The sequence below is a fragment of the Fodinibius saliphilus genome (genome assembly GCF_005869845.1).
Classification (GTDB): domain Bacteria; phylum Bacteroidota; class Rhodothermia; order Balneolales; family Balneolaceae; genus Fodinibius; species Fodinibius saliphilus.
On record NZ_VAWF01000003.1, the window covers coordinates 298,950 to 325,864 of the forward strand.

The 26,915-nt window shown below is 42.3% G+C and carries 24 protein-coding genes; 15 read left to right on the top strand and 9 right to left on the bottom strand.

Going from position 1 to position 26,915, the window contains the following annotated elements:
- Positions 1-2: 2 nt before the first annotated feature.
- The 10 genes from FCN14_RS11890 (at position 3) to FCN14_RS11935 (ending at position 9,591) form a co-directional block, all read left to right on the top strand.
- Positions 3-1,091, top strand: a complete 1,089-nt coding sequence (locus FCN14_RS11890; protein WP_171032909.1) for an efflux RND transporter periplasmic adaptor subunit — start codon at positions 3-5, stop codon at positions 1,089-1,091.
- Between the two features lie 22 nt (positions 1,092-1,113).
- Positions 1,114-4,347 (top strand): efflux RND transporter permease subunit, encoded by a 3,234-nt coding sequence (locus tag FCN14_RS11895; RefSeq protein ID WP_138431499.1) that lies wholly within the window; start codon positions 1,114-1,116, stop codon positions 4,345-4,347.
- A gap of 30 nt (positions 4,348-4,377) precedes the next feature.
- Complete coding sequence (locus FCN14_RS11900; RefSeq protein ID WP_138431500.1) at positions 4,378-4,689, top strand: hypothetical protein; 312 nt, start codon at positions 4,378-4,380, stop codon at positions 4,687-4,689.
- Positions 4,690-4,755: 66 nt separating this feature from the next.
- Positions 4,756-4,983 (top strand): YgaP family membrane protein, encoded by a 228-nt coding sequence (locus FCN14_RS11905; RefSeq protein WP_212747635.1) that lies wholly within the window; start codon positions 4,756-4,758, stop codon positions 4,981-4,983.
- A gap of 327 nt (positions 4,984-5,310) precedes the next feature.
- Positions 5,311-5,871 carry a YeeE/YedE family protein gene (locus tag FCN14_RS11910; RefSeq protein ID WP_138431501.1) on the top strand — a complete coding sequence of 187 codons (561 nt, stop codon included), beginning with the start codon at positions 5,311-5,313 and terminating at the stop codon, positions 5,869-5,871.
- A 132-nt stretch (positions 5,872-6,003) separates the two neighbouring features.
- The gene (locus tag FCN14_RS11915; RefSeq protein ID WP_138431502.1) at positions 6,004-6,423 is read left to right on the top strand and encodes a DUF6691 family protein; all 420 of its coding nucleotides are present in this window, start codon (positions 6,004-6,006) and stop codon (positions 6,421-6,423) included.
- Positions 6,424-6,481: 58 nt separating this feature from the next.
- The gene (locus FCN14_RS11920) at positions 6,482-7,900 is read left to right on the top strand and encodes an MBL fold metallo-hydrolase (protein ID WP_138431503.1); all 1,419 of its coding nucleotides are present in this window, start codon (positions 6,482-6,484) and stop codon (positions 7,898-7,900) included.
- Between the two features lie 50 nt (positions 7,901-7,950).
- Complete coding sequence (locus tag FCN14_RS11925; RefSeq protein ID WP_138431504.1) at positions 7,951-8,712, top strand: sulfite exporter TauE/SafE family protein; 762 nt, start codon at positions 7,951-7,953, stop codon at positions 8,710-8,712.
- 55 nt (positions 8,713-8,767) lie between these two features.
- Positions 8,768-9,154 (top strand): rhodanese-like domain-containing protein, encoded by a 387-nt coding sequence (locus FCN14_RS11930; protein WP_138431505.1) that lies wholly within the window; start codon positions 8,768-8,770, stop codon positions 9,152-9,154.
- A gap of 44 nt (positions 9,155-9,198) precedes the next feature.
- Positions 9,199-9,591 carry a rhodanese-like domain-containing protein gene (locus tag FCN14_RS11935; protein ID WP_212747636.1) on the top strand — a complete coding sequence of 131 codons (393 nt, stop codon included), beginning with the start codon at positions 9,199-9,201 and terminating at the stop codon, positions 9,589-9,591.
- A gap of 8 nt (positions 9,592-9,599) precedes the next feature.
- Here FCN14_RS11935 and FCN14_RS11940 read toward each other — a convergent pair whose 3' ends face one another.
- Positions 9,600-10,016, bottom strand: a complete 417-nt coding sequence (locus FCN14_RS11940; RefSeq protein ID WP_212747637.1) for a methyltransferase domain-containing protein — start codon at positions 10,014-10,016, stop codon at positions 9,600-9,602.
- Positions 9,922-10,221 carry a class I SAM-dependent methyltransferase gene (locus FCN14_RS15905; protein ID WP_212747638.1) on the bottom strand — a complete coding sequence of 100 codons (300 nt, stop codon included), beginning with the start codon at positions 10,219-10,221 and terminating at the stop codon, positions 9,922-9,924. Before FCN14_RS15905 ends, FCN14_RS11940 begins: the two co-directional genes overlap by 95 nt.
- A 102-nt stretch (positions 10,222-10,323) precedes the next feature.
- Here FCN14_RS15905 and FCN14_RS11945 point away from each other — a divergent pair, with 102 nt between their 5' ends.
- Positions 10,324-11,160 (top strand): sterol desaturase family protein, encoded by an 837-nt coding sequence (locus tag FCN14_RS11945; protein ID WP_138431506.1) that lies wholly within the window; start codon positions 10,324-10,326, stop codon positions 11,158-11,160.
- An 8-nt stretch (positions 11,161-11,168) separates the two neighbouring features.
- Positions 11,169-11,624, top strand: a complete 456-nt coding sequence (locus FCN14_RS11950; RefSeq protein ID WP_138431507.1) for a methyltransferase family protein — start codon at positions 11,169-11,171, stop codon at positions 11,622-11,624.
- Between the two features lie 38 nt (positions 11,625-11,662).
- Here FCN14_RS11950 and FCN14_RS11955 read toward each other — a convergent pair whose 3' ends face one another.
- Positions 11,663-12,283 carry a TlpA family protein disulfide reductase gene (locus FCN14_RS11955; protein ID WP_138431508.1) on the bottom strand — a complete coding sequence of 207 codons (621 nt, stop codon included), beginning with the start codon at positions 12,281-12,283 and terminating at the stop codon, positions 11,663-11,665.
- Between the two features lie 296 nt (positions 12,284-12,579).
- On the opposite strand from FCN14_RS11955, the gene pafA reads away from it, so the two are divergent.
- Positions 12,580-14,217 carry an alkaline phosphatase PafA gene (gene pafA, locus FCN14_RS11960; RefSeq protein ID WP_138431509.1) on the top strand — a complete coding sequence of 546 codons (1,638 nt, stop codon included), beginning with the start codon at positions 12,580-12,582 and terminating at the stop codon, positions 14,215-14,217.
- 214 nt (positions 14,218-14,431) lie between these two features.
- On the opposite strand, the gene crcB is transcribed toward pafA, so the two are convergent.
- From crcB to FCN14_RS11990, 6 genes are all read right to left on the bottom strand, one after another.
- A complete protein-coding gene (crcB, locus tag FCN14_RS11965; protein WP_138431510.1) occupies positions 14,432-14,803 on the bottom strand; it encodes a fluoride efflux transporter CrcB in 372 nt (123 codons plus the stop codon).
- Positions 14,804-14,813: 10 nt separating this feature from the next.
- A complete protein-coding gene (locus FCN14_RS11970; protein ID WP_138431511.1) occupies positions 14,814-15,290 on the bottom strand; it encodes a copper chaperone PCu(A)C in 477 nt (158 codons plus the stop codon).
- Positions 15,287-15,880, bottom strand: coding sequence for an SCO family protein (locus FCN14_RS11975; RefSeq protein WP_138431512.1), 594 nt, complete (start codon positions 15,878-15,880; stop codon positions 15,287-15,289). Before FCN14_RS11975 ends, FCN14_RS11970 begins: the two co-directional genes overlap by 4 nt.
- 26 nt (positions 15,881-15,906) lie before the next feature.
- A complete protein-coding gene (locus tag FCN14_RS11980; protein WP_138431513.1) occupies positions 15,907-18,216 on the bottom strand; it encodes a TonB-dependent receptor in 2,310 nt (769 codons plus the stop codon).
- Between the two features lie 98 nt (positions 18,217-18,314).
- A complete protein-coding gene (locus FCN14_RS11985) occupies positions 18,315-18,695 on the bottom strand; it encodes a hypothetical protein (RefSeq protein ID WP_138431514.1) in 381 nt (126 codons plus the stop codon).
- Between the two features lie 149 nt (positions 18,696-18,844).
- Complete coding sequence (locus FCN14_RS11990; RefSeq protein WP_138431515.1) at positions 18,845-20,122, bottom strand: M14 family metallopeptidase; 1,278 nt, start codon at positions 20,120-20,122, stop codon at positions 18,845-18,847.
- A 174-nt stretch (positions 20,123-20,296) separates the two neighbouring features.
- Here FCN14_RS11990 and FCN14_RS11995 point away from each other — a divergent pair, with 174 nt between their 5' ends.
- The gene (locus FCN14_RS11995; RefSeq protein ID WP_138431516.1) at positions 20,297-22,210 is read left to right on the top strand and encodes a BamA/OMP85 family outer membrane protein; all 1,914 of its coding nucleotides are present in this window, start codon (positions 20,297-20,299) and stop codon (positions 22,208-22,210) included.
- Positions 22,210-26,670 (top strand): translocation/assembly module TamB domain-containing protein, encoded by a 4,461-nt coding sequence (locus tag FCN14_RS12000; RefSeq protein WP_138431517.1) that lies wholly within the window; start codon positions 22,210-22,212, stop codon positions 26,668-26,670. Before FCN14_RS11995 ends, FCN14_RS12000 begins: the two co-directional genes overlap by 1 nt.
- The last annotated feature ends 245 nt before the right edge of the window (positions 26,671-26,915 follow it).

A 26,915-nucleotide genomic window follows, 5' to 3' on the forward strand; every position in this document is an offset into this window, starting at 1 on the left:
TTATGTCATTTATAAACAGTTACAGCAGAATGCTGCCGGTACTAGTAATTCTACTAATGCTTGGTATTAGCTGTAGTTCATCTGAAGAAACAGAAATAGACCCTCAGGAGTCAGTCAGAGTTTCTGTTGAGAAAGCTAAGGCCAGGCAGGCTTCAAATTCCTATCAGTATGCGGGGGAGGTTACTAGTGAACGAACGGTAACACTGAGTACCAAAGTGATGGGACGGGTAAGTCAGTTAGATGTTGAGCAAGGCGATTACTTGCAAAAGGGTGAGGTGCTTGTTCGTATCAAGGATGATAATCTGCAGGCACAAAAGAACCAGGTTGAAGCTCGTATGCAGGAAGCAAAAGCGGGTTTAAAAAATACAGAGACAAACTATAATCGCCTCAAAGCACTTCATGAAAAAGAAAGTGCTACTCAAAAAGAGCTCGATGATATCAGTACACAATATGAGATGGCCAAGGCTAAGGTAAATGCTTTGGAAGGAAAGCTGAACGAAATCAATGATATGCTGAATTATACTGTGTTAGAAGCACCGTTTAATGGGTATGTGGTGGATAAAAGAATCAGTGAAGGGGATATGGCTGCTCCCGGCCAACCGTTGGTTTCATTTGAACAGGAAGGACAAATGGAAGTCGAGATTACGGTACCCGAAACACAGATCTCTCATTTCAACAGGGGGGATACGGTTTCGGTAGATATCAAGGCTGCGGGCATTCAGAACCTAATGGGAATGGTAGCAGCTATTAACCCATCCGGTAATAGAGGTAGTCGACAGTTTCGCTTAAAAGTGCGGTTGCCGGAATTGGATGAAGAGGCCGGAATAAAGTCGGGAATGTTTGCCCGGGTGACTCGCAATTCCAAAGGTGAACCTGTTGTAACTATTCCCCAATCGGCCATTGTAGAACGTGGTCAGTTGACCGGAATATATACATTGAGCAGTAATAATGAACTGGTACTCCGGTGGATTCGTCTGGGGGATAGTAATGGCCAGAATATTGAAGTCTTATCGGGGTTGGCGGCCGGAGAGCAGTATGTATCGAATGTTGATGGTACGCTTCGTGAAGGACAGAAAGTAAGCACACAGTAATAGAAATTTTTGAGCTAATATTATGAAGACTGGAATTGCAGGAAAAATTGCAAAGGCGTTTATCGATTCGAAACTAACGCCGTTGTTGATGTTGGTGTTTCTAGGGCTGGGTTTTTATGGCACCTATCTAACACCGCGAGAAGAAGAGCCACAAATTGATGTGCCAATGGCCGATATTTTTGTCGGCTACCCGGGTGCTTCTCCAGAAGAGGTAGAAAAGCGTATTTCAGTGCCACTGGAGAAAGTACTTTCCAATATTGAGGGTGTGGAATATGTCTATTCTACTTCTATGCCAGACAAAGCAATGGTGTCGGCGCGCTTTTTTGTGGGTGAAGATGTGGAACGTAGTCTTGTTCGACTTTATAATGAGATTATGAAGAATATGGATCGTCTTCCGGAAGGGGCGACAATGCCGATGGTGAAGACGCGATCTATAGATGATGTGCCAATAATGACGCTGACACTTTGGAGCAAGTCGTATAGTGATTATGAATTACGGCGTGTAGCTGACGAGCTGGCCCTGGAGGTTAAGCAGATAACCGATGTAGCACAGACCGATATTCACGGGGGACGTACGCGGCAGGTAGCTGTGAAGTTGGACAAGAACAAGATGGCCTCTTATGGCATAGATCCTATGCAGGTAGCCGGACAAATACAGTCGGCCAACCAGGAAATGACTTCAGGATCTTTTGATAAGAACGACAAGCAGTATCTCGTAGATACCGGTGATTTTTTCAAAAACGCTGAAGAGGTGCGTAACCTGGTAGTGGATGTTCAGGGTGGCGATCCTATCTACCTCAAGAGTGTAGCTGAGATAACGGACGGTCCGGAGGAGCCTGTTGAATATGTCTCCTATGGAATGGGCTATGCAAAAGCGAAAAAAAGTAATTTGGAAGCTGGTGAGTCGTATCCGGCCGTTACCCTATCGGTAGCCAAACGTTCGGGCGCCGATGCAATGAATATTGCTGAGCAGGTCAACAAGAAAGTGGAGAAGCTGGATGGCAACCTTATTCCGAATGATGTACAGGTGACAACCACAAGAAACTATGGTAAGACGGCCTCTGCCAAGGTGCTTTCCCTATTAGAGCACCTCCTTGTCGCGATATTGGCCGTTACTGTAGTCGTAGCATTAGCGATGGGATGGCGGGGCGGACTGGTAGTATTCCTATCTGTACCCGTCACCTTCGCTCTTACTCTTTTCCTCTACTACATGTTTGGGTACACGCTCAACAGGATTACGCTTTTTGCCCTTGTTTTCGTTACGGGTATTGTGGTAGATGACTCGATTATCGTGGCTGAGAATATGCACAGGCATTTTAAAATGCGAAAGCTTCCCTTTAAACAGGCAGCTATTGCCTCAATCAGTGAGGTGGGTAACCCAACCATATTAGCTACCTTTACGGTGATTTCGGCTGTACTGCCGATGGCTTTTGTATCGGGATTGATGGGACCCTATATGAGTCCGATGCCGATTGGGGCATCACTGGCAATGATCTTTTCACTGATTGTAGCCTTGGTTATTACCCCGTGGTTGGCCTACAAACTTCTGCCACATGTGAAGCCTGAGAAGGATGAAGAAGGCAAAGAGAAAGAGTATAAGCTTGAAGATACCTTCATCTATAAGTGGTATGAACGTACGATGAAACCGCTGCTGGAAAATGTTACCTATCGTTGGGCTTTTATCAGCGGTGTAACGGTGCTGCTGCTGGCTTCAACCCTGCTGTTTGTGTTCCGCATGGTGGAGGTGAAGATGCTTCCTTTTGATAATAAAAATGAGGTGCAGCTGATTATAGATATGCCGGAAGGTACTACACTCGAGCGTACAAATGCCGTAGCCCGTGAAGTAGGATTGAGTTTAAAAGATGTACCGGAGATAAAAGATTATCAGATTTATGCGGGTACAAATGCTCCTATTAACTTTAATGGTTTGGTCCGTCATTATGATCTGCGGCAAGGGTCGAACATTGCAGATGTGCAGTTGAATCTGATCGACAAGGGAAAACGCAGTGACCAAAGTCATGCCATCGCCAAACGTATTCGGCCTATAGTACAAAAGGTGGGCGAAAAGTATGATGCCAATGTAAAAGTCGTAGAGGTGCCGCCCGGACCTCCGGTACTCTCAACTTTAGTGGCAGAAATTTATGGGCCCGATGCCGATCAGCGAAAGAGAATAGGTCGCAAGGTTAAAGAGATCTTTGAAAATGAGAAAGGAGTAGTGGATGTAGACTGGATGAAAGAGGCTCCGCAGACCAAATACCAATTGGATGTAGATACCGAAAAAGCGATGCTTTCAGGGATCCCTTCCAAGCAGGTAGTGCAGACAGTTACCATGGCTTTACGTGGAAAGTCGGTTTCACGACTGTATAGCGAAAAAGAGGTTAATGATGTACCGATTGTATTGAAACTGCCGAAAGCCGATCGTTCTGATATTGAAGAGCTGAAGCAACTGCATATGAAGTCTGCGGCCGGGCAGATGATTCCTGTTTCTGACTTAGTTACGGTAACGGAAGAGACGCTGGAGCCTAGTATTTATCGTAAGAACCAGCGTCGGGTAATGTATGTAACGGCCGAGGTGGCGGGGGCGATTGAGAGTCCCGTATATGCTATCCTTGATACGGGCGAAAAGATCGATGGTATTGAGATGCCTGCCGGTTATGGCTTAGACCAAATCTTTGCGGGCCAGCCCTTTATGCAGGAAGATTACACCCTTAAATGGGATGGGGAGTGGCAAATTACCTATGAGGTGTTCCGTGACTTAGGCATTGCCTTTGCTGTAGTACTGGTAATCATATACCTGCTCATTATCGGCTGGTTCCAGGATTTCAAGGTGCCTATAATTATGATGATTGCTATTCCTCTTTCGTTAGTGGGAATTATCCTGGGACACTGGATGCTGGGAGCGTTCTTTACAGCAACCTCAATGATTGGGATGATTGCCCTGGCCGGTATTATGGTACGTAACTCGGTGCTGCTAATCGATTTTATCAACATCCGGCTGGATGAAGGCGAATCGTTAAAACAGGCAGTAATTGAGGCAGGTGCAGTACGAAGTATGCCCATCATCCTTACCGCCGGTACAGTTGTCATTGGTGCTGTAGTGATCCTCTTTGATCCTATATTTCAGGGGTTGGCGATTTCGCTGATGGGAGGGGCTGTGGCTTCAACGGCTTTGACGCTGGTGATGGTACCGCTGATCTATTTTATGGCACAAAAGAAAGTCAAAGAATTGAAGGGCAGTGAAAATGCTAAGGCGTAATACAAATTTCAGATAATAAAAAACAGACCTATGAAATTATTAATCATCCTAAGTGTAGAAGAGTACACCAATGACGTGCGAAAGATTCTCGCACGTCAAAAGGTGCCTATTTATAGCGAAACAGAAGTTCACGGTTTTAGAACTGAGGCATATCAACCGGACATTACTAACTGGTTTGCTCACGATGAGCATGGGGTGTATTCAACGCTCTTCTTTTCTTTTCAAGATGAGGAATCTGTAAAACGAGTACTAGATGAAGTGAAAAGTTATAATGTAGAGAAGGGTGAAGAACAATCTAATCCGCTTCATGCGTACTCATTAGAAGTGGATAAAGCAGTATAAGTTGAACGAATTTGCTAATTAAAAGATCTTAATAAAATGAGTCAAACGAATAAAAGTTGTAGCACTATGAGACCGATGGAAAAAGTTATCCGTCGATTGGCAGGTGCATTTGTAACTATCAGTGTACTACTGGGCTATTATGTAAGTCCCTATTGGTTCTTGTTTACCCTCTTTGTGGGAGTAAATTTATTCCAATCTTCATTTACGAACTGGTGTCTGGCAGAACAGATATTAGCAAAAGTAGGTATTGGCGTAGAAAAAGAGGCAAATACACAATCAAATACTGTTTCATAAATTTCTAAAAAGGAGCTGGGTTTGAAGGGAAGTTTAAAAAGCACGAGCGTGACGATCACGCTAATCGTTATAATGCTTCCTACTACCCAGTTGTAGGCCTATAATTATGTAAGCGTTAAGCGTCGAACTTGTGCGATGGCCCTAAAATGAAACAAAAGTAATTAGGATAAGTACTGATTCTTCTAAAGTAGGCGGAATACAAATAAAGCTTATTAGTTCGAACACTTGTTTGTGAATACTTGTATTGACAGGATGGCTTCAATGCGCTACTTTTGCATACCTTCAAAAAGGTAGAGAAAGTAGAATGTAATTCACAAATAGGTACGCATGCTGGAATTATTACAACAACCTTGGCCGTGGTATGTGGCCGGTCCCATGATAGGGTTAATTGTACCAATATTGCTTTTGTTGGGCAGTAAAACCTTTGGAGTATCATCGAATTTACGTCATGTTTGCGCTGCCTGTATGCCTGGGAAGATCGATTTTTTTCAGTACGATTGGAAAGAAAAAGGACTTTGGAACTTGGTCTTTATTGCCGGAACTGTAATTGGAGGTTTCCTTGCCGGTTGGGTTTTCAATAACCCTGAGCCTATTGACCTGTCACAGCAAACGGTTAAAGAATTGCAGGTTTTGGGTATTTTAGATTTCAGAGGAATGATGCCAGATGGCTTATTCAATTGGCAAGCTCTGGCAACTCCTGTTGGGATACTAGTAATGGTCGCAGGTGGTTTTTTGGTAGGGTTTGGTGCCCGCTATGCCGGGGGCTGTACCTCAGGCCATGCGATCACCGGAATCTCCAATTTGCAAGTGGCTTCTCTGCTGGCGGTCATAGGCTTTTTTATAGGGGGGCTATTTGTCACACATGTCATATTCCCACTAATTCTATAAGATGATTAGAACAAGAAATTATTAAAAAATCTATTTGGGGGAATACGGGCAGAAAGATTGATCTTTTTCTGTTGATCTATAACGATTTTATTTACAAGAATATAGAACAACTTTTAGATACCAATACCCGTTATGAAGAGTTATCTTAAATATTTATTTGCAGGACTTTTCTTTGGTTTTGCATTAGTAAAGTCTGAAGTGATTTCATGGTTTCGGATACAAGAAATGTTTCGATTCGATGCTTTCCATATGTACGGTATTATTGGTTCAGCTATTATAGTAGCAATGATTTCAATCCAGATTATCAAAAAAATGGGTTTGAAAGACAGTACAGGAACGCCTATTACCATACCGCCGAAGGATTCGTCACAAATAACGCGCTATTTGGCAGGCGGCATTTTATTTGGTATCGGCTGGGCGCTGACAGGAGCATGCCCGGGGCCCTTGTTCACTTTGGCAGGTGCAGGTTATGAAATCATGATTGTACCCATTGCCAGTGCCCTTTTGGGGACTTGGGCCTATGGTTTACTACGGCCAATGTTGCCCCACTAATTTGATAAGTAAAAGAAACAGCAATTTTTAAAGCAGCTATTGTAAACGGAGTCACATTATGTTTTTTAAACAGCTATTTGATAAAAAATTAGCGCAATATTCTTACCTGATCGGATGTCAGGCATCGGGAGATGCTATTATCGTCGATCCTATGCGCGATATTGATCAATATTATGAATTAGCAGAGAGTGAAGGTCTCAGTATTACTGCTGCTACCGATACACATATCCACGCTGATTATGTATCGGGATTGCGGGAGTTCGCTGAAAGAGGAATTAAAGTTTATGCTTCAGATGAAGGAGGCCGAGACTGGAAATATGAATGGTTACTAGAAAGTGATTATAACTATGAGCTAATTACCGATGGTGATTCTTTCAGTATTGGTAATATCAGCTTTGATGTGGTTCATACGCCCGGACATACCCCCGAATCGGTCAGTTTTTTACTGACAGATGGCGCGGCGGCTGATGAGCCGATGGGTATATTGACCGGAGATTTTGTGTTTGTTGGTGATGTCGGGCGACCCGATCTGCTGGAAACCGCTGCGGGACAAGAAGGAGCAATGCAGCCTGCAGCTAAGGAATTATATCAATCAGTGGTGCAGTTCAAAAGTTTGCCTGAATACCTTCAGGTTTGGCCGGCACATGGTTCTGGCAGTGCTTGCGGAAAGGCATTAGGGTCGGTTCCGGAATCAACGGTTGGGTATGAGTTACGGTTTAGTCCCGCCTTTAATGCAGCAACAACGGAAAGAGAGTTTGTTGATTTTGTATTGGATGGGCAGCCTGAACCACCGCTCTATTTTGGGCGCATGAAGAAGGTGAATAAAGAAGGTCCTGCCGTGTTGGGCACCCTTCCTAATCCTAAAAGAATGAGTGTTGATGAGATTGTGAATACCGAAGCCCTAATTGTGGATACGCGAGAAGCTGCTGATTATATGGATGGTCATTTGGCGGGATCATTATTAGCCGTTTTTAATGGAAGTTTTAATACTATTGCAGGGTCTTATGCCGATGCAGAAGAGGATCTCTATTTAGTTATTGATGAAGATAACTTGGAAGAGGCTATTCGTGATTTAGTTCGAGTAGGTTTGGATAACATTAAGGGGTATGTAACACCTCAGATGTTGAATGACTGGGAGGGCCCACTGACATCCATTGATGTTATTGATTTCGATACTACAGAAGAATATCGAAAAGATGGAAATAGTGTAGTGCTGGATGTTCGGAAAGCAACAGAATTTGCGGAAGGGCATCTGCCGGATGCGATAAATATTGCGCATACTCGACTTGCTGATAAGCTTGATCAGTTACCCAGAGATAAACAGTTGTTGGTTCATTGTGCCGCCGGAGGGCGTGCTTCGTATGCGAGTGGCTTGTTAGACAAGGAAGGCTTCGATGTGCAATGGGTTGACGATGATTATGAAAACTGGGAGCAGAAGTATGCAAAGAATAAAAGCAAAGCTGCTGTACAGAAATAGTAATCACCAGGGCCGGGCTTATTCCGGTCTATAGAGAAGTAGTAGGCGATATGATTTTATCTTGGATTGGAGCATTACTGGTTGGGCTATCTCTGGGGCTGCTGGGTTCTGGTGGTTCAATCTTAACTGTTCCTGTACTTATTTATTTTGCCGATGAACCTGAAAAAGCAGCTATCGCAGAATCTCTCGGTATTGTCGGGGCAATTAGTTTTGCCGGTTTTATACCCTATGCGTTTAAAAAGCAGGTCCACTGGCGAAGTGTTATACTCTTTGGACTGCCGGGAATGGTCGGAACCTATGGCGGTGCTATCATTGCCGGCTATGTAACGGGCACCTTTCAACTGCTGCTTTTTGCAGCTGTTATGATTATTGCAGCTGTAATGATGTTCAAAGATAACAAGGAGCGGGTGGAGGTTGGTGGAGAGCCAAAGATCACCCATGCTTGGTGGAAAATAATCTTAGAAGGATTAGCTGTAGGTATTTTAACAGGGTTGGTGGGTGTGGGCGGTGGTTTTCTTATTGTGCCGGCCTTGGTCTTGCTAGGTGGGTTACCCATGAGCCTTGCTGTGGGTACCAGCTTGTTGATTATCGCCTTAAAGAGTTTTAGCGGCTTTTATAAATATGTGGAAGTGTTGGCCGAGCTGGATATGTCAATGAACTGGGAGCTTATTTTTGTGTTTAGCCTAATTGGTGCTGTGGGTAGTCTGATTGGCAAAAAAGTCTCTAACAAGATTTCCAATAAAAACCTTAAAAAAGGGTTTGCTATATTTCTCATTTTGATGGGCGGTTATATTAGTTATATGAATATTTAGAGAGTCTTACTTCTAGTACATCACTTTTAATTTATTTCTAACGATTACAATAAAAATGGATACAGGTTTAGTAGTAATTATTCTTATAGTAACAGCATTTGTTCTTTTTTATCTATCTAAAAGAAATAGGGGCGAGGTGCTTTCTCCTGATGCTTTTAAAGAGAAATTTAAAAATGGATCCGGTACTGTCATTGATGTGCGAACGGCAGATGAATATAAGCAGGGGCATTTAAAAAAAGCTGATTATAACTTTGATGTGATGTCTGGTGAGTTTCAACAGCAGCTAAATAAGCTGGATAAAAATGGAACTTACTTTTTATACTGTCGTTCGGGGAGCAGAAGTGGTAAGGCGGCAAGTTTGATGAACAAAAAAGGTTTTGAAAATGTATATAATATTGGAGGATTCAAGCAATTAGTTTCTGCAGGATTTGATCAGGCGTAAATATATGGAATAGAAATTTAGCGTTAACCTAATATCGGTAAGTTATGATGAAACGAATACTCTCAATCAGTTTATTGGTAATCATTAGTTCAGTTATTTTATTGGCATGCGGTGAACAAAAGGAGAAGAAGCGTCTTGATCCCATTGAATTTCAAAAAGAACTTAATGAGCAGGGGGGAATAGTTATAGACGTCCGAACCCAAGAGGAGTATGACGCCGGTCACATTGCAAGAGTCGATTATCAATATGATTATTTGAGCGGAGAGTTAGAGGCTCACCTCGACTCACTTAACAAAGATAAAACCTACTATTTATATTGTCGATCAGGCAATAGGAGTGGTAAATCACTTGAGTTGATGAAAAAATATGGTTTCAAGAACGTATATAATGTAGGTGGGTATCAAGAGCTGGTTGATGCCGGATTTGAAAGTGAGTAGCATCGCCTTTAGTTACCGGGCTTTTGTGCTACAATACGGATAATATTTGCCTGTCCCTTGTGGTGCTCTCCCTCTGAGAGAGATACTTCAAGGGATTGGGCTTTGTTGATATCCAAGGATTCAAAATCTGTTAGCAGTTCTTCTTTAGAGTAAAGCATCTCAAGGCTATTAGGGCCGCCAGAGTTGTTGCCCAGTTGTTCTTTTGAAAATGCTTCAAGAACTATTTTGCCACCGGGTTTTAGAGCATTGACGTATTTACGATGCAGGTTTCGGCGTAATGATTTATGAATATGAGCATAAATGAATGCGATGGCATCAAAGGTATTGGGTTCAAAGGTAAAATCTTGAAAGGTATTTATGTTGTATCTTATAGTTACATGATGACGTTTGGCAAGTTCTAATGCTTTTTTTCTGGGCTTTGGCACTTACATCAAATGCCGTTACCGACCAGCCTTGTTCAGCGGCATATACCGCGTTGCGACCTTCTCCTTCAGCAGGCATGAGTAGTTCGCCGGGAGATAGTTTATCCAGCTGTTGCTTGAAAAATGTATTAGGATGCGTGCCGTACACAAAATGATTCCCTGAATAGCGTTCATTCCAAAATTTTTTAGCTTCTGCTTCCGTTTTCATCTTATTGAGTCTCTTAATATAGTGTTGATGATGTTTGATGAAATAAAAATTAGTCGTTTCTTATGATGATTAACAGTTTATTTTTGAGTTAAAATTACAGTTATGCAGGCACTTATCGACCTAATGGAACAAACCCAGGTTTTGGCTGCTGTCATCGGGCTTGTTATCTTGATGATGCTGGAGCAGGCTCATCCATTTTTTGATTTTTTCAAAGGATCCATCAAAGAAAAGGGTAAGCATCTGCTAGTCAATATGGCGTTGGGATTAACCAATGCATTGATCATCTCAGTGTTTTTTGTAGGAGCCTGGCTTTGGGCCTCGAACTGGGCTTACGAACACCAGTTTGGGTTATTGAATTGGTTACAGTTATCGGGCTTTCCTGCTTGGTCTCATACCGTTGGAGCAATTCTTTTGATGGACATATGGATGTATTTGTGGCATGTCATTAATCATAAGATCCCTTTCTTTTGGCGTTTTCATCGTGTGCATCATGCCGATGATAAAATGGACGTTACAACAGCCAGCAGATTTCATACCGGGGAAATTATCTTTTCCTCAGTTCTTCGTATTGGAATAATTTTGGTGATTGGGTTACACCTCTGGGAGCTGCTATTGTATGAGACTCTGATGTTTGCTGTAGTACAGTTTCACCACGCTGACCTTGCATTGTCCGAAAAAGCAGATAAAGCATTGCGCGCAATAATTGTAACACCTGCCATGCATAAAGTGCACCATTCCCGCTGGCAGCCGGAAACCGATTCAAACTATAGTTCATTGTTTTCTTTTTGGGATCGTATAGGAGATACATTTCGACTTCACAATCCGCTTAAAACATTGCATATTGGGCTTGATGAGTTTGATCGGGATGAGGACAAAAAAATAATGGGATTATTTACAATGCCATTTAGAAAAGGAAATCCTAAACAGGACAAAGAGTAAATAAATTAATGAAGCTTAAGATACCACCGGCTATAGTAACAGGTATTTTTGTAGGTTTAATGTGGGGTATCGATTACTTCTTTAATGAGGTTGGATTCTTGGGGTTGCCATGGCCCAATATTATTGCGGAAGTACTATTGGCTATTGGGGTGCTGTTTGGTGTATTGAGTATCTATCAATTTCACCGTAACACAACTACTATAGATCCCCTAAACTTAGACCAAACGGCCAGTCTTGTGACTGATGGTATCTATCAGCTTTCACGAAATCCGATGTATGTTGCCTTTTTGTTGCTACTTATCGCCTATAGCTTGGTATTACAGAATATATTGAGCCTTTTTTGCGTACCACTGTTTGTAGTGTATTTGAATCGATATCAGATTGAACCCGAAGAAGAAGCTTTATTGGAAAAGTTCGGGGATGAATATCGAGAGTACCGACAAGAAGTTCGTCGCTGGATATAGGTGTTTTCAGATAGCGTAAAATTCATTGTTTTCTGGAGCTATTTATCGGCCATCTCTTCTATCCATTGCATAAAAACAGAGGCGCTGTAGTCGGCAATTCCCTCTTTTTTATAGATGATTTTCCCTTCCTTTGAAATTACATAGGTAGTGGGTAAATATTCGCTTTGGAATGCTATCGGAAGTCTTGAAGCTGGGAAGTAATAGGGCATATCAAACTTTCTACTTTGCATAAATTGAACAGCCTTATGGGGTTCCTTATCCATAGAAAGGAGAATAAAACGAATATTTTCATGGTCCCCCACTTCATTATACAGGGTTTCAATGGTAGGCATTTCTGCAACACAGGGCGGGCACCATGAAGCCCATACGTTGAGAAAAATGAGATCTCCTTTAAAGTTACTCAAGGTAGTTCTGTTTCCATTGGTTTGCAGCAACTCTAATTGATAGTCTTGTGAACTTAATATCGGACCATCTGTGGTCGTAACCTGGGAGGTATCGGCATCAAAGAGGCCGGTCCAGAGCATACCGCGTTGTAAGGTGCCTAAAACTTCGGTATGCCATCCGGTAAAGTAGAGTAGGGCAATAACAGCTCCAATGACAGACCATTCAATAAGGCTTCGTTTCCAACTAGATTTTTTATCTTTTTCTGTAGAAGTCATAGCTTAAATGTAAGAAAAATATAGGTTGTCAATTGACTAATTTAGTAAGTATGAACTTTGTTTTTTGTGAGTATAGTGGAACTACATCTTGTTTTTATCCTTTTATATTGTTGGTTAATCTTGGTGGGGATGGCGTGAATAGGTCCACAGAGCCGGGAATTTTTTACGCGAAAAGAAATACCTTATTTATGAGGCAGCTGAGCTTAAATCATTTTACAGAAACATAATTCGATAATTAACGAAAAGAAGTTACTTTTAGTTATCAAATTTTGACAAATAAAATAAACACGAAACTCGTGAAAAATATTAGCCTTACGCTTCTCATTATACTCATTGGAGTTCAAACAGGATGGTCACAAGATCAAGATGCAAAGAATATAACAACGGATCGTCCCAAACTAGTAGTAGGAATTGTTGTAGACCAGATGCGATACGACTATTTACCCTTGTACTGGGATAAGTTTAAAAATAACGGTTTTAAGCGATTGGTAAATAAGGGATTTAGTTTTACGAATAATCACTTCAATTATGTACCAACGTATACCGGCCCGGGACATGCCGCAGTCTATACAGGGACAACACCTTCTGTGAATGGTATCGTCGGCAACTCCTGGTACGATCGTTCTATTGATGATGGTATGTATGTGGTAGCAGACTCTACGGTACAGCCGGTAGGCACCGACGGAGATACCGGGCAGATGTCCCCCCATAATTTATTGAGTACCACAATAACGGATGAGCTTAAATCAGCAAGTTCTGAGAGTAAAGTAGTAGCGGTATCTATCAAAGACAGGGGCGCTGTATTGCCTGCCGGTCACTTGGGGGATGGGGCCTATTGGTATGATGATACGAATGGACACTTTGTGAGCAGTTCTTGGTATATGTCGGAGCTACCAACATGGATGAAAGAGTTTAATGAGCGCGGCTTAGCCCGGGAATTAAGTAATAAAACTTGGAACACCTTACTGCCTATAGAACAGTATACCGAGAGTAATCCGGATGATACGCCTTATGAAGGCACCTCAGGGGATGAAGAGAAGCCGGTTTTTCCTCATGAGCTGGGGGAGTATTCTGAAGATGAATATTGGGCAGTAAAAGGATCCCCTTTTGGAAATACCTTGATTAAGGAGCTTGCTAAAGAAGCTGTGCAGCATGAACAATTAGGCAGCGATGAAATTACTGATTTTCTTGCCGTGAGTTTTTCGTCAACTGATTACGTGGGGCACCAGTATGGGCCACATTCTATTGAGCTGCAGGATACCTATCTGCGCCTTGATCGTGATTTGGCAGACCTGCTTAGTTATCTCGACCAAAAGGTTGGTGAAGGAAATTACATGGTCTTCTTGACATCTGATCACGGGGTTGTTGACGTTCCGGCTGAGCTCAAGGATAAAAACCTCCCGGGTGGTTATTTTGACAGTGATACTGTGATTGATCAATTGTCATCCTTTCTGAATGAGACCTATGGCTCCGGAGCATGGGTTGAGGATTATACTAACCAGCAGATCTATCTGGATCGAGAGTTAATAGCTACAGAGGAGCTTTCATTGAAACAGGTCCAAGATAATGTGGCAGATTTTCTTCTCCAGTTTGAAGGGGTAAAATCCACAAATACAGCTTATAATTTCCAGTATAAAAGTTTTGACCACGGTCAGCAGGCAATGTATCAGCGTGGCTTTATGTATGACCGTTCAGGGGATGTGTATATTCAGCTTAAGTCGGGTTGGTTAGATTCTAACTACCCCACGGGGACCTCGCATGGTTCACCATATAATTATGATACTCATGTTCCGCTTCTGTTTTACGGATGGAATGTGCCGCAAGGCAGTACCGGTCGCAAAACGGTTATTCCACAAATTGCTCCTACCATCTCAACGATGTTAAATATAGCACTGCCAAGTGGTTCGCCTGCTAATGTATTGCAATTTAAATAATAAGTGTTATTGGCAAACTCATCCTGAGTTTACTTAGTGCTTAACGTTTAAGAATATCAGATAATAGGGCCACAATATATTGTGGCCCTGTTATATAATAGAGTTTTGAAATACTTTTGATACTTCGCCGGTGAGACAACTCCTTTGTAGCTGCTATTTAACTACATAGCAAAGCATTTTACAGCTTATTTCCTTCCGTATTGGTTTTTGAGTTTTATCCCTTGATCAAGCTAAAGCCCAACCACACAAAAAACAGCCCAAGTACAAAGCTGGCCGCGGCATACAGAAAAGCATAGCCGGTATGTTCATGTTGCAACAGCGAAAAGAACTCATATGAAAAAGATGAGAAAGTAGTAAAGCCTCCACAAAAGCCGGTGGCCAGCAGCAGACGTGTTTGTTGACTCATGTTGCCATTTAACGAAGCTGCAATAATAATCCCAATAAGAAAAGAGCCTACCAGGTTAACGGCTAAGGTGCCTATGGGGAATTGGGATGACCAGTTCATGTTAACATAGTAGGACACCAGATAGCGGAGTATACTGCCAAAAAATCCTCCAAGACCCACCAAAAGTATAGATTGAAGCATATAAAAAGTTTTAGTTCTGCTGAATTTGTACGGGTACAGTTACTTTCTTCGCACCAAGACGGGCAAAGGTAAGTGTTACCGAAAGGGAATCTCCGATACTAAGTTCTCTGGTTATATTTTTGAGCATGAGGTGATAACCACCGGGTTCGAGACGCAATTTTTCTCCCGATGGTATGAGTTGGCTTCCGGCTGGTTCCATGGAGATAGTGCCATCTTCGTGTTTAATAGATTGATGAAGTTCCACAGACTCGGAAATTGTACTGCTTGTGCTGACAAGAGTATCCGGGCTGGCTGTACCATTCGTAATAGTAAGGTAGATCGTTGTTGTTTGGCCTTTAGGAGCCGGTCGAGCCCACCCATTAGAAAGCTCTAGTTTTCCCAATATAACTTCATTCGTATTTTTTTCTGTTTTTGATTCCGAACTGCATCCCCAAAATATTGTGATGTTAAAAAGGATTATTAAAATAAAGGTAATTGATGGTTTCATAGGGTTCTCAACGTTTGTATGTCTTCTATTACATATTCAGGAGGAACAACACTGGCTGGGTATTCAGAACGAATTCGTCCATTTTCGTCCATGAGATAGATAGTGTTTGAATGGCGCATATTGTAGTTGCTACTATCTTGGGCCAGTGAATCCGCAAAGGTTTTTACGGCTATAATTTCCATTTTTTTAAGCAGGGAATCCACTGTCGCTTGTTCTCCTGTTAAAAAAGTGAACTGATCGTTTAGTTTGTATTGCTGTTTGTATGATTTTAATACGTTGGGCGTATCGCGTTGGGGATCAAAAGAGATCTCTATAAATTGGATGCCGGTTGTATCTTTAAGTCCACGCTGGATGTTACTCATGTTTGCAGTAATAGCGGGACATACATCCGGGCAGTGTGTGAAGATAAAGCTTATAACTGCAATTTCACCGCGAAAATCGTCGGGGAATTGCACACGGCTGCTGTCAGTGTTACGCAGTTGATAGGTGTTGTTGCTTAAATCATACAGCGGTTCTGGCCCGCTGTTACACGAGGCCAGAATTACCGCTGCAGAAATAGCAATAAATAACGTAATTGCGTTATACTTCATAATGTGAATTTAGCTAATTGCCAGCGTTAAAATTTGTAGGTGATATCAAGATGGAATACTCGACCCGGTTCAGGAATGGATTGTTTGCTGAAAGGGTTTTTGGCATTCAGATGATTAACGTACTGGGTATTTGTTACATTTTCTACCCCTGCTTGCAATGATAATCGATTCCAAGCCGTTAGGCCGGTTTTTATTTCGGCTGTGAGATACCCATCTGTTGAAGTTTCTCCCCGTGTGGTAGCTACACGATCTTGTTCGGTGATCCAGTGGAACGTACCTTCCACAAACCAAGGTCGATCAGGTGATTCATAGCGAAGTCCGCCATCAATGCCGAAGGGGGAAATCCCTAAGGCCGGTTCATTTAATGAAATATCTTTTCCCCAAAGGTAATGGGCACTCCCGTTAAGTGATAGTGCATTGATTATTCGGTATGAGGCTGAGAGATCAAATCCCCAGAAACACGCTTTGCCATTAATATATCGAAATACCGTATCGGGGCTCAAGGGCAGACGTTTTTGGAGGTTTGTTGCTTCAAAGGTTATATACTCATCAAGTTGACGACCAAATAGATTAAGGGATAGGTTCCAGGATTGGTAGGTAGCGTCAATCCAAAGGTCGGCTTGTGTACTTCGTTCGGGGTCAAGGTCGGGATTTCCCACAAACTCCGCACTGGTTTGTGCCTTACTGGCCGGAATGCGATCAGAGTAGCGTTCGGTGGCATCAGCAGTACGTACTACCGAGCCAAGACCGGCGCCTAAGGTCCAGTGCTGGTTGGCAATATAGTTCAGGGTAAAGGAGCCGCTTAAGTTGGTTTCTGATTGTTCTAAATTGGTAGATACATTATTGGCAAAAAAGTTGCTGGTAGGGCCGGCATCAGTATAAACCAGATCCAGCCGAACGGTTGATGTTGCATTTAACTGATCAGTAAAGGAATGTTTGGCTTTGGCAAAAAGTCCCAGGTCGGTGACTCTGGCATCGGGCCACATCTGGTCTACAAGGGGGAACATGGCCGGCTTCATACCTTCATTACGTCGATCAATAGTGCGTACAGCATCACGATTGGCACTGTAGATATCTGTGCCTATTTCAAGATTCCATGAAGGAGCAGGTGTGAGTTCTGCAGTGATGTTACCACCGCTCACATGGGCACGTGCATCAACAGCAACGGCTAATGGAAAGGGGGGCATACGATTTTGGTCTTCTTGCGCGGTGGGTTTCCCATCATTATCCATACCATGGTCAACATTGTTTATATAGGCTTGAGCCTTTAATGAGCTGAGAATCCCGTTTTCTGGGATCCACTCCCAGTTGGCCGAATAATTATAGGTATTAAAAAAATCGGCATTGAGTAGTCGGCCGGGATAATCAAGGTTTTTTTGATTCTGATATCCTATAGAAATATCTACGTATGACTTAGAAGTAAGCGCATATCCGAATTTAGCACGAAGTTCACGGGATAGGAAGTTTCCGGGAATATTGGTGCCATTGCCAGACTCGAAATCATTGCCCTCGCGCCAGGCACCGTGTACCCAGTAGCCAAACTTACCGGTGCTGCCCCGTACTGATACGGCTTCTTCAATAGCATTAAGGTTGGAGTCGTATCCGCTGGTAATGGTCCCCCCGAAAGTTTTCGTTAGGGTATTTAGTGGTTGGGTTTCAACGTGAACGGCGCTCATATTTCCTGCCCCCCATGTTAGGGCATAGGGCCCTTTGACAACCTCAATTTTTTTTATAGCTGTTGGATCAAGATGACTCAATGGGGAATCCATACGAGCAGGGCCGCCTGGGAAAATGCGTGTGCCATCAAGGTAGGTTCCAATTTCTGTTTCTCGTAAACCCCGGATAACAGGGTCTAGACCTGCAGGGCCCCTCCGTACGGCATCAACACCGGCAATATTTCGAAGGAGTTCTCCTGAATCTCTTGGGTTGGCTTCTTTGACTTCATTTTCTTTCATATTAGCTTCTGCAATTTGGTCGGGGCGCAGAGCTGTAATCTGTATACCATTTAAGAGCATAGAACGCGGGCTTAGTTCTATTTTTATTTCAGCTCTTTCTCCGGGAGAAAGCTGAATCGGTTTGATTATTTTTTTAAAGCCGATGAAAGAGAAGATCAGGGTATACGAGCCGGGATCGACTTTGGAGAGGGTAAATGCCCCCTGGCCATTGCTGGATGACCCTTTGTTGGTATTCTTAATGATTATGTTTACGCCCGGGAGCGGTTTGTTGTTTTCTTCATTGAAAACCTGTCCATTAATTGTAGCCGTTTGTTGTGCTAATGACGTGCTAAAAGCACACAAAAGTAGTACAGCGGTAGTTGTGTATTTAATAATATTCATAGTTCTGGTATTACTTAAAAATGGTTCGCGATTATAGTTCTGTCGTTATGACTAGATATCGTCATCAAAATTGACAGAGAAGTGGAATGATGTTCGCCTTAACCAATTTTTGGAGGGGGAGAGGGGGGCTCAGCAAGCCAGAGAGAATAGTCTTTTATATTTCCAATATATATAGACTGGCCGGTCCTGTCGAAGTTTGGAATAGAGGGTAGAGTGTCAGTAAAGAAAAGTAAGATTCGTGCTTGGCGATCTACTCGTTGGTGGGGTGCTTCGTGTGCCTGCTTTTCTTGTCGCTCGTGCATCTTTTTTTCGAGCTGGCACATGCCGTCACACTCTATGTCGGGATTATTCCGATTTACACAAAGCTCAGAAGTAATATGATCATAGTTGGCAATATACCATGTAAGTGGCATGGCAAAACGCACAAGTGAGCCCAGTACACATACTATCAACGATATGGTAACTGCCTTTCTGATCATTGATTTACTAGTTAGTCACAAAGAGAGATAGCAATTTTTATTACCTGGTTTAATTTCAACTTTCCTGTCGGGATGTCGAATATGTTATATCAGTCCCAAGCTTAAGAAGCAAAGATGAAGGAAGCATGAATTTCTTCATCTTTAATCGGTTATTTCCGTTTTTTCTTTTCTTCTAAAAGTTGTCGCATAATAATATGGGCACTTTGTTGAGTTACAGTTCGTAAGCTATCCCGATTTGCCTCATCATTGAGTTCATAAGTTACCCCATCAGCTCCGAAAGTTCGGTAGACCCAGTTTTTAGTGATGGGAGAGCTGGTATCAAAAGCTTCAACATCAACGGGGTAGTCAGGAAATGCTTTTTTGAGGCTGTCAATCCATTGAAACGTAAAATCCTGGGGAAAGGTGTCAATTTCACGATTGATGGGATAAAAGATATTTTCATCAGTAGAGTGGAAGTCGATGCCGTAGTAAACTTTGCGTAGGCTATCCCGTTTTAAGGGTAATAAATCATCACGGATCTCCTGTGTTTCCGGTTGGTTAAAGTTAATCCAGTCTCGGTTAAGATCTACGCCCCCTGCATTATGGCGCCAATGTCCTTGTTGTACGCCATCAGGGTTAGCAAGAGGGTAAGCCCAAACTTCAAACTCTTTCCTGAATTGAGAAGCCAACGGTTTTTCAGAGGCAAGTTCGTTAATAAAGATTTGTGAGGCGATTCCGCCCGTGACTTCGGGGGGATGTTGACGCCCCGTAATGATGACGACACCCTGAGGTTGTGAACTATCAGCCTGCCCAATAAGCATTTTGTATATGGGACGATGTTGATGGGAGTAGCCTACCGTATCTATGGTAACCCAAGGTTTCGAAGCCAGGGAATCGGCCCACTGATTATATTTCTTGCCGGTTAATATTTCCTGGGCAGCAACCCAAAGTGGTTCAGTGTCTATATGTAGGGTAAGGGTCGCTGTACCGGCCGTGGTATCAGTTCGTACTTTGGCGCTGTCAATACGTTGCCAGTTTCTGCCATCGTGACTTAATTTCGGTATATAGCGATGTTTCCCATGTTTGTATGTTAGCTGCAAGTCGACGGTTTTACTGCTGTCGCTCCATATTTTAAATGCATACCAGGGACTATTATTAACAGGATGGTTTTCCGGCTCAATGAGTACACGATATAAGGTGTCATTGACTTGGTAGAAATCATTCATCCGTGCGCCAGCAAATTCATTGCTTATCCAAATGGATCCTTTGTTTACTCCAATTCTGCGTTTATGCTGAGGCTGGATCTCTTTATCGGTAGTAATGGTAACGCCTTCAGGATCATAGGAAAAACCGCTAAACTCTTCCGAGCTACTGCAGTTAACTACTAATAGCAATGAAAGTATCACCAACGAATAAGCAAGTAGAATAACGGGGTGCCGGATAGTCATAAACGTAGATTTTAATTTATTGGAAGCAGAAAAGGTAATGAAAAAAAAGAAGCTCAAAAATCATTATTCTCGTATTGCAGCAAATTTAGAGTCTCTTTTTGATGCATTCTCCCAATATCTTATTATTGAATACCTTTTTTGAATAAGCCATTTTTAACCTTGCCTGCTAGCTTAATGGGGTCACGATTTTTTTTCTTTTTTTTAATGGGATTTGTGGGGATCTCTTTTCTGCCAATACCACAGGCTGTTGCCCAAGAAGCCGGTATACCCGACCAGGTTTGGAAAGTGAGATTTGAAGGTAATGATCAGTATTCGGCGATGGTGTTGTCTGAACAGATTGCGACTGAACAACCAACATTTTGGGAAAAGCTATCGTTTTGGGACCAAACGGGCTATGCCATTGATGAGAGAAAGATAAAAAAAGATGTAATCCGGTTGCAGAACTATTATCGCAGGCGGGGCTTTGTTAATGTTCAGGTTAGTTATCGCATTAAGGAGGAGGGTAAATCTTGGAAAAAAAAGGTTGTTTTTGAAATTGATGAGCAACTACCTATTCGTATTCAGTCTGTAAGATATAAGTTCGAAGCGAAACGTACCGAGATAGCAGAAATACAGAAAGATAAATCATTCCAGCGAGTTAAAGAGAGACAAGCATATCGTAAAGGCAGGAGATATGAAACGATACGGGAGCCGGAAGTAATTGGTACGTTCACTGATGTATTTAAAAACCTCGGTTTTGCTTATGCCCAGGTTTCGGTTGAGGCAAAGGTTGATACTTCCAAACTATCGGCTTACCTAACAATTAAGGGGGATTTGGGACCCCGAACGTATATTAATAACATTTCAGTGGAAGGGGCTGAAAGCATTTCAGAAAAATATATTTTGAGAGAAGGAGATCTCAAAAAAGGAGAACGTTATAGTTTAAAAAAGTTAAGAACTGCACAAAAGGAGCTATTTAACAACCATCTTTTCCGGTTTGTGACGATTAGCATTCCTGAACAACAAAAAGATTCTACCTTAGATCTACAGATGCGAGTGCGTGAGCATGATCTTCGTTCTGTTGAGTTGATGGCAGGATTTGGAACTGAAGAGTATTTGCGGGGACAAGTGAGCTGGAAGCATCGAAATGTTGCCAGACGGGGACACCGATTAACAGCAACAGCCCACGGTTCTTTTATTGAACAGTCACTCCGACTGGATTATCTTTTCCCGTATCTCTATAACACGAAAAGCAGTGTGGCTATATCTCCTTTTGGGCAGCACCTTTTGCAGAACAATTATGAACTGCTACGAGCTGGAATTACTAATAGTTTAATTTATCGTTATACCGAGAATTTAACGGCTTCCGGCTCTTATGAGTTCACGAAAAACAAAGAACTTTCACAGCGACTTGATAGCAGTTTGCCTGATACCACTCTGGAGTATGACCTGTCTTCTTTCCAGTTTAGTGGATACTATAATCAAACATTGGGCCGTGAACAAGAGGGATGGGTTTTTCAACCGTATTTAGAACTTTCGGGGTTATTTGGATTGGCTACGTTTCAGTTTCAAAAGTTATCGGCTGATATTCGGCGTTTTACACGTCTTTCTAATACTACTATGCTGGCAACACGCCTCCAGGGAGGGGCTTTATATAATGTACCGTCTGATTCTCTTCCCAAGAATATAAGATTTTATTTAGGTGGTACTAATTCGGTGCGGGGTTGGCATCGTCAACAGCTTGGGCCTAAACGTGCTCAAACTGACAGTACAGGTTTTAAGAAGTATATTCCACGAGGCGGGCGTGCAATGGTCAGTTTTAATATTGAGGTCCGTCAAGAACTTAACTTTTTTGTTGATGGTTTGGGTATTGCTTTCTTTCTGGATGGCGGACAGGTATGGCATACATTCCATCGTACAAATACAAGGCCCATTCAATTTGGAGCGGGGGGAGGTTTGCGGTACAAATCCCCGGTGGGCCCAATACGAATAGATGTGGGGTATAAGATTAATCCCACTGATGAAGATTTAAATAGATATAATGGGCAGGATTTTGGAAGTGCCTGGGATAGAATTGGTATACACCTAAGTATAGGGCAAGCATTTTAATGACTGAGGAATCTATCCGACATAGCAGTTTTAAAAAATGGGGCAAACGCTTGTTGTGGTGTTTGCTGGGGGTGGGGGTATGCCTGCTGTTGGCGCGGTTATCATTAAAGACAAAGATCGTTCAAAACTGGGTTAAAGATACTGTCAGGCATTCTGTCAACGAAAATATTGATGGGCAATTAGTGATTGGCAATTTGTCCGGGGATTTGTGGAATCACCTTTCTATTTCAGAAATTTCTTTGACTCAAGGTGAAGATACGTTGGTGAATGTAGATTCTTTAACTATATCCTACAATATTTGGCCTCTTGTTGGGGGAAAAGTTGACGTCGATAGGCTGGATATCTTTCGTCCAACGATAGGTTTGGAGGAAAAAAGTGGGAGATGGAATATTCAGTCGATAGTCAAAGAGTCGCCCGATACAGCATCTGGTAGTACAGGATGGGCAATCGGGGTTCGGAGTTTTAAACTACATAACGGTTTGGTATCGGTAACTTCTGATAGTTTGTTACCTGTGGATGGTTTTACAATTAAGGAGTGGGAGATTGCAAGTAGTTTTGAATATGGTGAATCATACAATATAGATCTACAGAATTTGTCGTTTAAACTGTACGAAAAACGATTGTCGGGGCCGGTTCAACTAACAACTGTGGCATCAGCTGATAAGGAGAAGCTAACCCTGGAGAAGCTGGTAATGGCAACCGGACGGTCAATGATAGAAGGTCGCGCTTCAGTAAGTACGCAAGATTCAAGCGGTCAATTAAGTGTTGACGCTTCTCCGGTATCTTGGGAGGATATTATGGCTTATGCAGAAGAGATACCGGTACGTAAAGATATGCGTGTAAATATAGGGGTTAAGGGTAGCAAAGGGCAGTTTAGGTCTACTTTGAATGTGCATGCCCCCGGTCTCGAAAAGTTCGCTCTCACCAGTCAACTGCATTGGGATGAGGGATTGGTTTTGGAAGAGCTTTCTACAGAGATCAAACATTTTGATCCAGTCATACTACTAGCCGATACAACACTGCCGGCCTTGGCCCAGTTTAATGCCAGGTTTAATGGGCAGTTCCCTTTGGCCGATTATCGTAACAGCTATGGCGCTTTTCAGATTTCTGGGCACGATGTTAATTATGCTTCTTATAATATCGATCAGTTTAACGGGGAAGGAAAGGTTGATGATGCGAAGGCAACGTTTGATTTGGAGTTAAATGCAGGTCAACAGCAGTTGGATGCTAGTGTAACTTCAGAGCAGTTATGGTCTGACTATCCAATGGTTGGTGCTCAAATTCGGGCTGAGCGTTTTAATCCCGGTTATTGGGCAGAGGACTCTACCTATGGCGGACGTTTATCTTTTACTACTGAAGTGTCAGGAAGGGGGTGGTATCCCCAACAGAACCCGTGGAGCTATGCTCTTACAATTAATAAAAGCCGATTGATGGGGCAGCCAATTTCAGAAGGTACAATGAAGGGGAAAATAAGTAGTGAGGAGATATCCCTTGACAGCCAGTTTGATATTCGAAAAGGCATGTTGGAAGTAATGGCTAAGGTGAAGAATTTGCATCAAATCCCGTCATTCAGCTATGAATTGGAAAGTCGGGATCTCGATGTTGCTGCTTTAATGGGGATAGAGGATTTTAAAACGGCAATAAATGCTGTTGTTACCGGCAAGGGGCAAGGAAAAGATATCCCAAACCTTAGTTTAAACTCTACCGTAGATATCGATTCTTCTCTGGTGAATGGGGAGTTATTACGCAGTTTTTCTTCCCACATTACTCTTGATGATTCCATCGCTGTAATTGACAGTGCACGATTGCAAAGTACTATTGCTGAAGGAACGTTGAAGGGGCAAATGAATATCCTGAAGAGATATGATGCACAAAATGAACTTACTTTAGATCTACAACTAAAAGATGTTAAATCGTTAGCTCCGTTGGTAGATGTAGAGGAGTTAGGTGTCAAAGGGCAGGTCACTGGCCGTTTACGCCCTATTAATGGGAATGGTCTGGAATTTAGAGGAGCTTTTGATTTTGCAAATCTGACATATGGGCAGGTATTTGCTGCGGATAGGGCCAAAGGCGCATTGAATACCAGAATTCTTAAGGCATTAGAGTATAAGCTAAATATAGATTTGGAAACGCCCATATTTTCGGGAGTAAAAGTTCAGGATTTGGAACTCCAAAGCCGAGGAGCATATTCTGAATTTTCTGCAAATGGGCAGTTCGACCTTCAGTTTTCGAGTCCTAATGAAGGTAGGATTGAACATTCAGGAGATTATAGGATCGAAACGGATTCTATCCGTGTACGAACGCGAGAATATAATATTATCAGTGATTATCGCATATTAAGCCTTGAAAACTCTTTTGATATGACGTTAACCGGGGATACGTTTCGAATGGAAAGAATGCGGGTGTCATCCGGTGATGGAGCCTTTTTTGAAATGGCAATACCAGTATTAAATGCAAATGAGCAGGAGGCTGTGATTCATGGTGAGGCTCTAAATACAGCAGTTGTCCAGAGCTGTTTGTTGGATAAAACGCTTATTAAAGGGATGCTGTCGGGCAGGATGGAATTTTCCAGAAATGACACAGCACTTAACGCTCAGGGAGAGTTGGTTTTATCAGATGTAGAATATAAAGAGACCCGTTTTGATACGTTATTGCTACAGGGAAATATTGCAAATCAGCGTTTGAAAGGGGATTTGTCCGTAAAGCACGATCAGCAGGAGTTGATTACCGGACAGGCCAATCTGCCATTTAAGTTGGGAAATCCTGAAAAGTTAACTGATCGTTTTTTCGAGGAACCGGTACATGGTAGTATACAGGTGCGTAAAATATCTATCGACCGTTTTAAATCTATTTTTGCAGAGGTGGGAGTTACAAACACGACCGGGTTATTTTCATTTCGTGGAACCCTTGATGGTAAAGCAGGGGACCCGCGTTTCGTTGCCGATGCTACCTTGAGTAAGGCCACGCTTTCTGGGGTATCGGTGGACTCGGTGACTGCAGGTTTTGATTATAATCATGCGGTAGAAGAAGTTGAGCTTGATGCTTCTGTATTATCATTAGGTCAAAAGGCAGCAGATATAAAAAGCGAAGTTCCTTTTTATATTAATTTGAGGACCTTTGAGTTGGGCCTCCCTGCAAAACAAGATTCAATTTTTGTAGATATAGAAACTAATGACTTTAATCTTGCTGCAGTGAATGATTTCTTAGATCGCCGCCGGGTCCGAAAAGTGAAAGGGAGATTGAATGGGGCTGTACAATTTTCGGGGAGTATAGGAGATCTAAAAACAGACGGTGAATTAGTATTTGATAATGGCGCATTGCAATTAGTACCTGCAGGAATAAAGGTTAAAAATGTGCAAGCTGCTCTGGATTTCGAATCGGACCATGTTCAGCTAAAAGAGTTCTCTGCTGATAGTGATAACGGAACTATGACTGCCAGTGGAAAGGTTGGTTTAAGAAATATGGAACCGGGTGCATTAGATATAGATTTGAGAGCTAAGAATTTCCGTATTGCCAATACTGATCAATATAATGCAGTTATTAACCTTGATGCTAATGCTGGCGGTAAGGTGAGTCAGCCTAAAATGTCAGGAGACCTGTCTTTTGTAAGTGGATTTCTGAAGCTAAATAACTTTGGGGAGAAATCAGTGGAGACCGTACAGCTCGATACACTTGACCAGCCAGCAGTGAATGTTAATATGTATGATTCGCTGGCCTTGGACATGAATATTTCTTTTGATAGAAGGTTCTATATCCGTAATAATCGCTATCTGGAGATGGAGGTTGAGCTGAATGGAGCTCTTGATTTAGTAAAAGAGAAAGCAGAAGATCTTGAACTTTTTGGAACTATTAGAACACCCGGTGGGTATGCCCGCCCTTTTGGTAAACGATTTAATTTAGAGGAGGGGAGTGTGGTTTTTTCTGGTGATCCTACGAATCCTAAACTTTCAATACGGACGAGATATCAACCTCCGCAAACACAAGAAGATATTACGATCTGGTATATCATTGAGGGGACTGTTGAAAATCCAAAATTCAAGTATGAGAGTCGCCCCACTATGCAGTTAGAAAATATTATAAGCTATACCATTTTTGGTCAGCCTTTCTATGCTCTCAACTCATGGAAACAGGTTGTTGCCGGTTCGGGAAATAATTCTGCCGCTAATGTAGCTCTCGATGTTCTGTTGGATAGAGTAGAAGCATTGGCAACACAGAAGCTGGGTATCGACGTAGTTAAGATTGATAATATTCAGGTGGGGGAAGAAAGTGGTACGCAGATTACGACAGGCTGGTATTTAAATCCCAAAGTATTTCTGGCTATACAAAATGTGATTACGGGTTCGACACCAGATACAAGTTTTTTACTTGAATATATGCTACGCAAAGATCTTAAACTGCTTATAAGGCAGGGAAATGGTATTCGGCAAGGGGTGGATATCAAATGGAATTACGATTATTAATGAGTAAATAATAATTGGGGTTACGGATCTCTCCAGATTGTAATATCTTATACATTGAAGTATAGTTACTTAATATGCTGTTTGCCAAGGAGACTTAATAAGATCTACATAATTAATGAACAGTATCAGGGGAGTTATGCTTCCGTTTAAAAGTATTAGCCTACGGTGGCATAATCTCCTCGAAAAGAGGAAGGGCTGTATTGCTCTGTAAGTAACTGGTAATGATGATAATTTAATTATTTGCG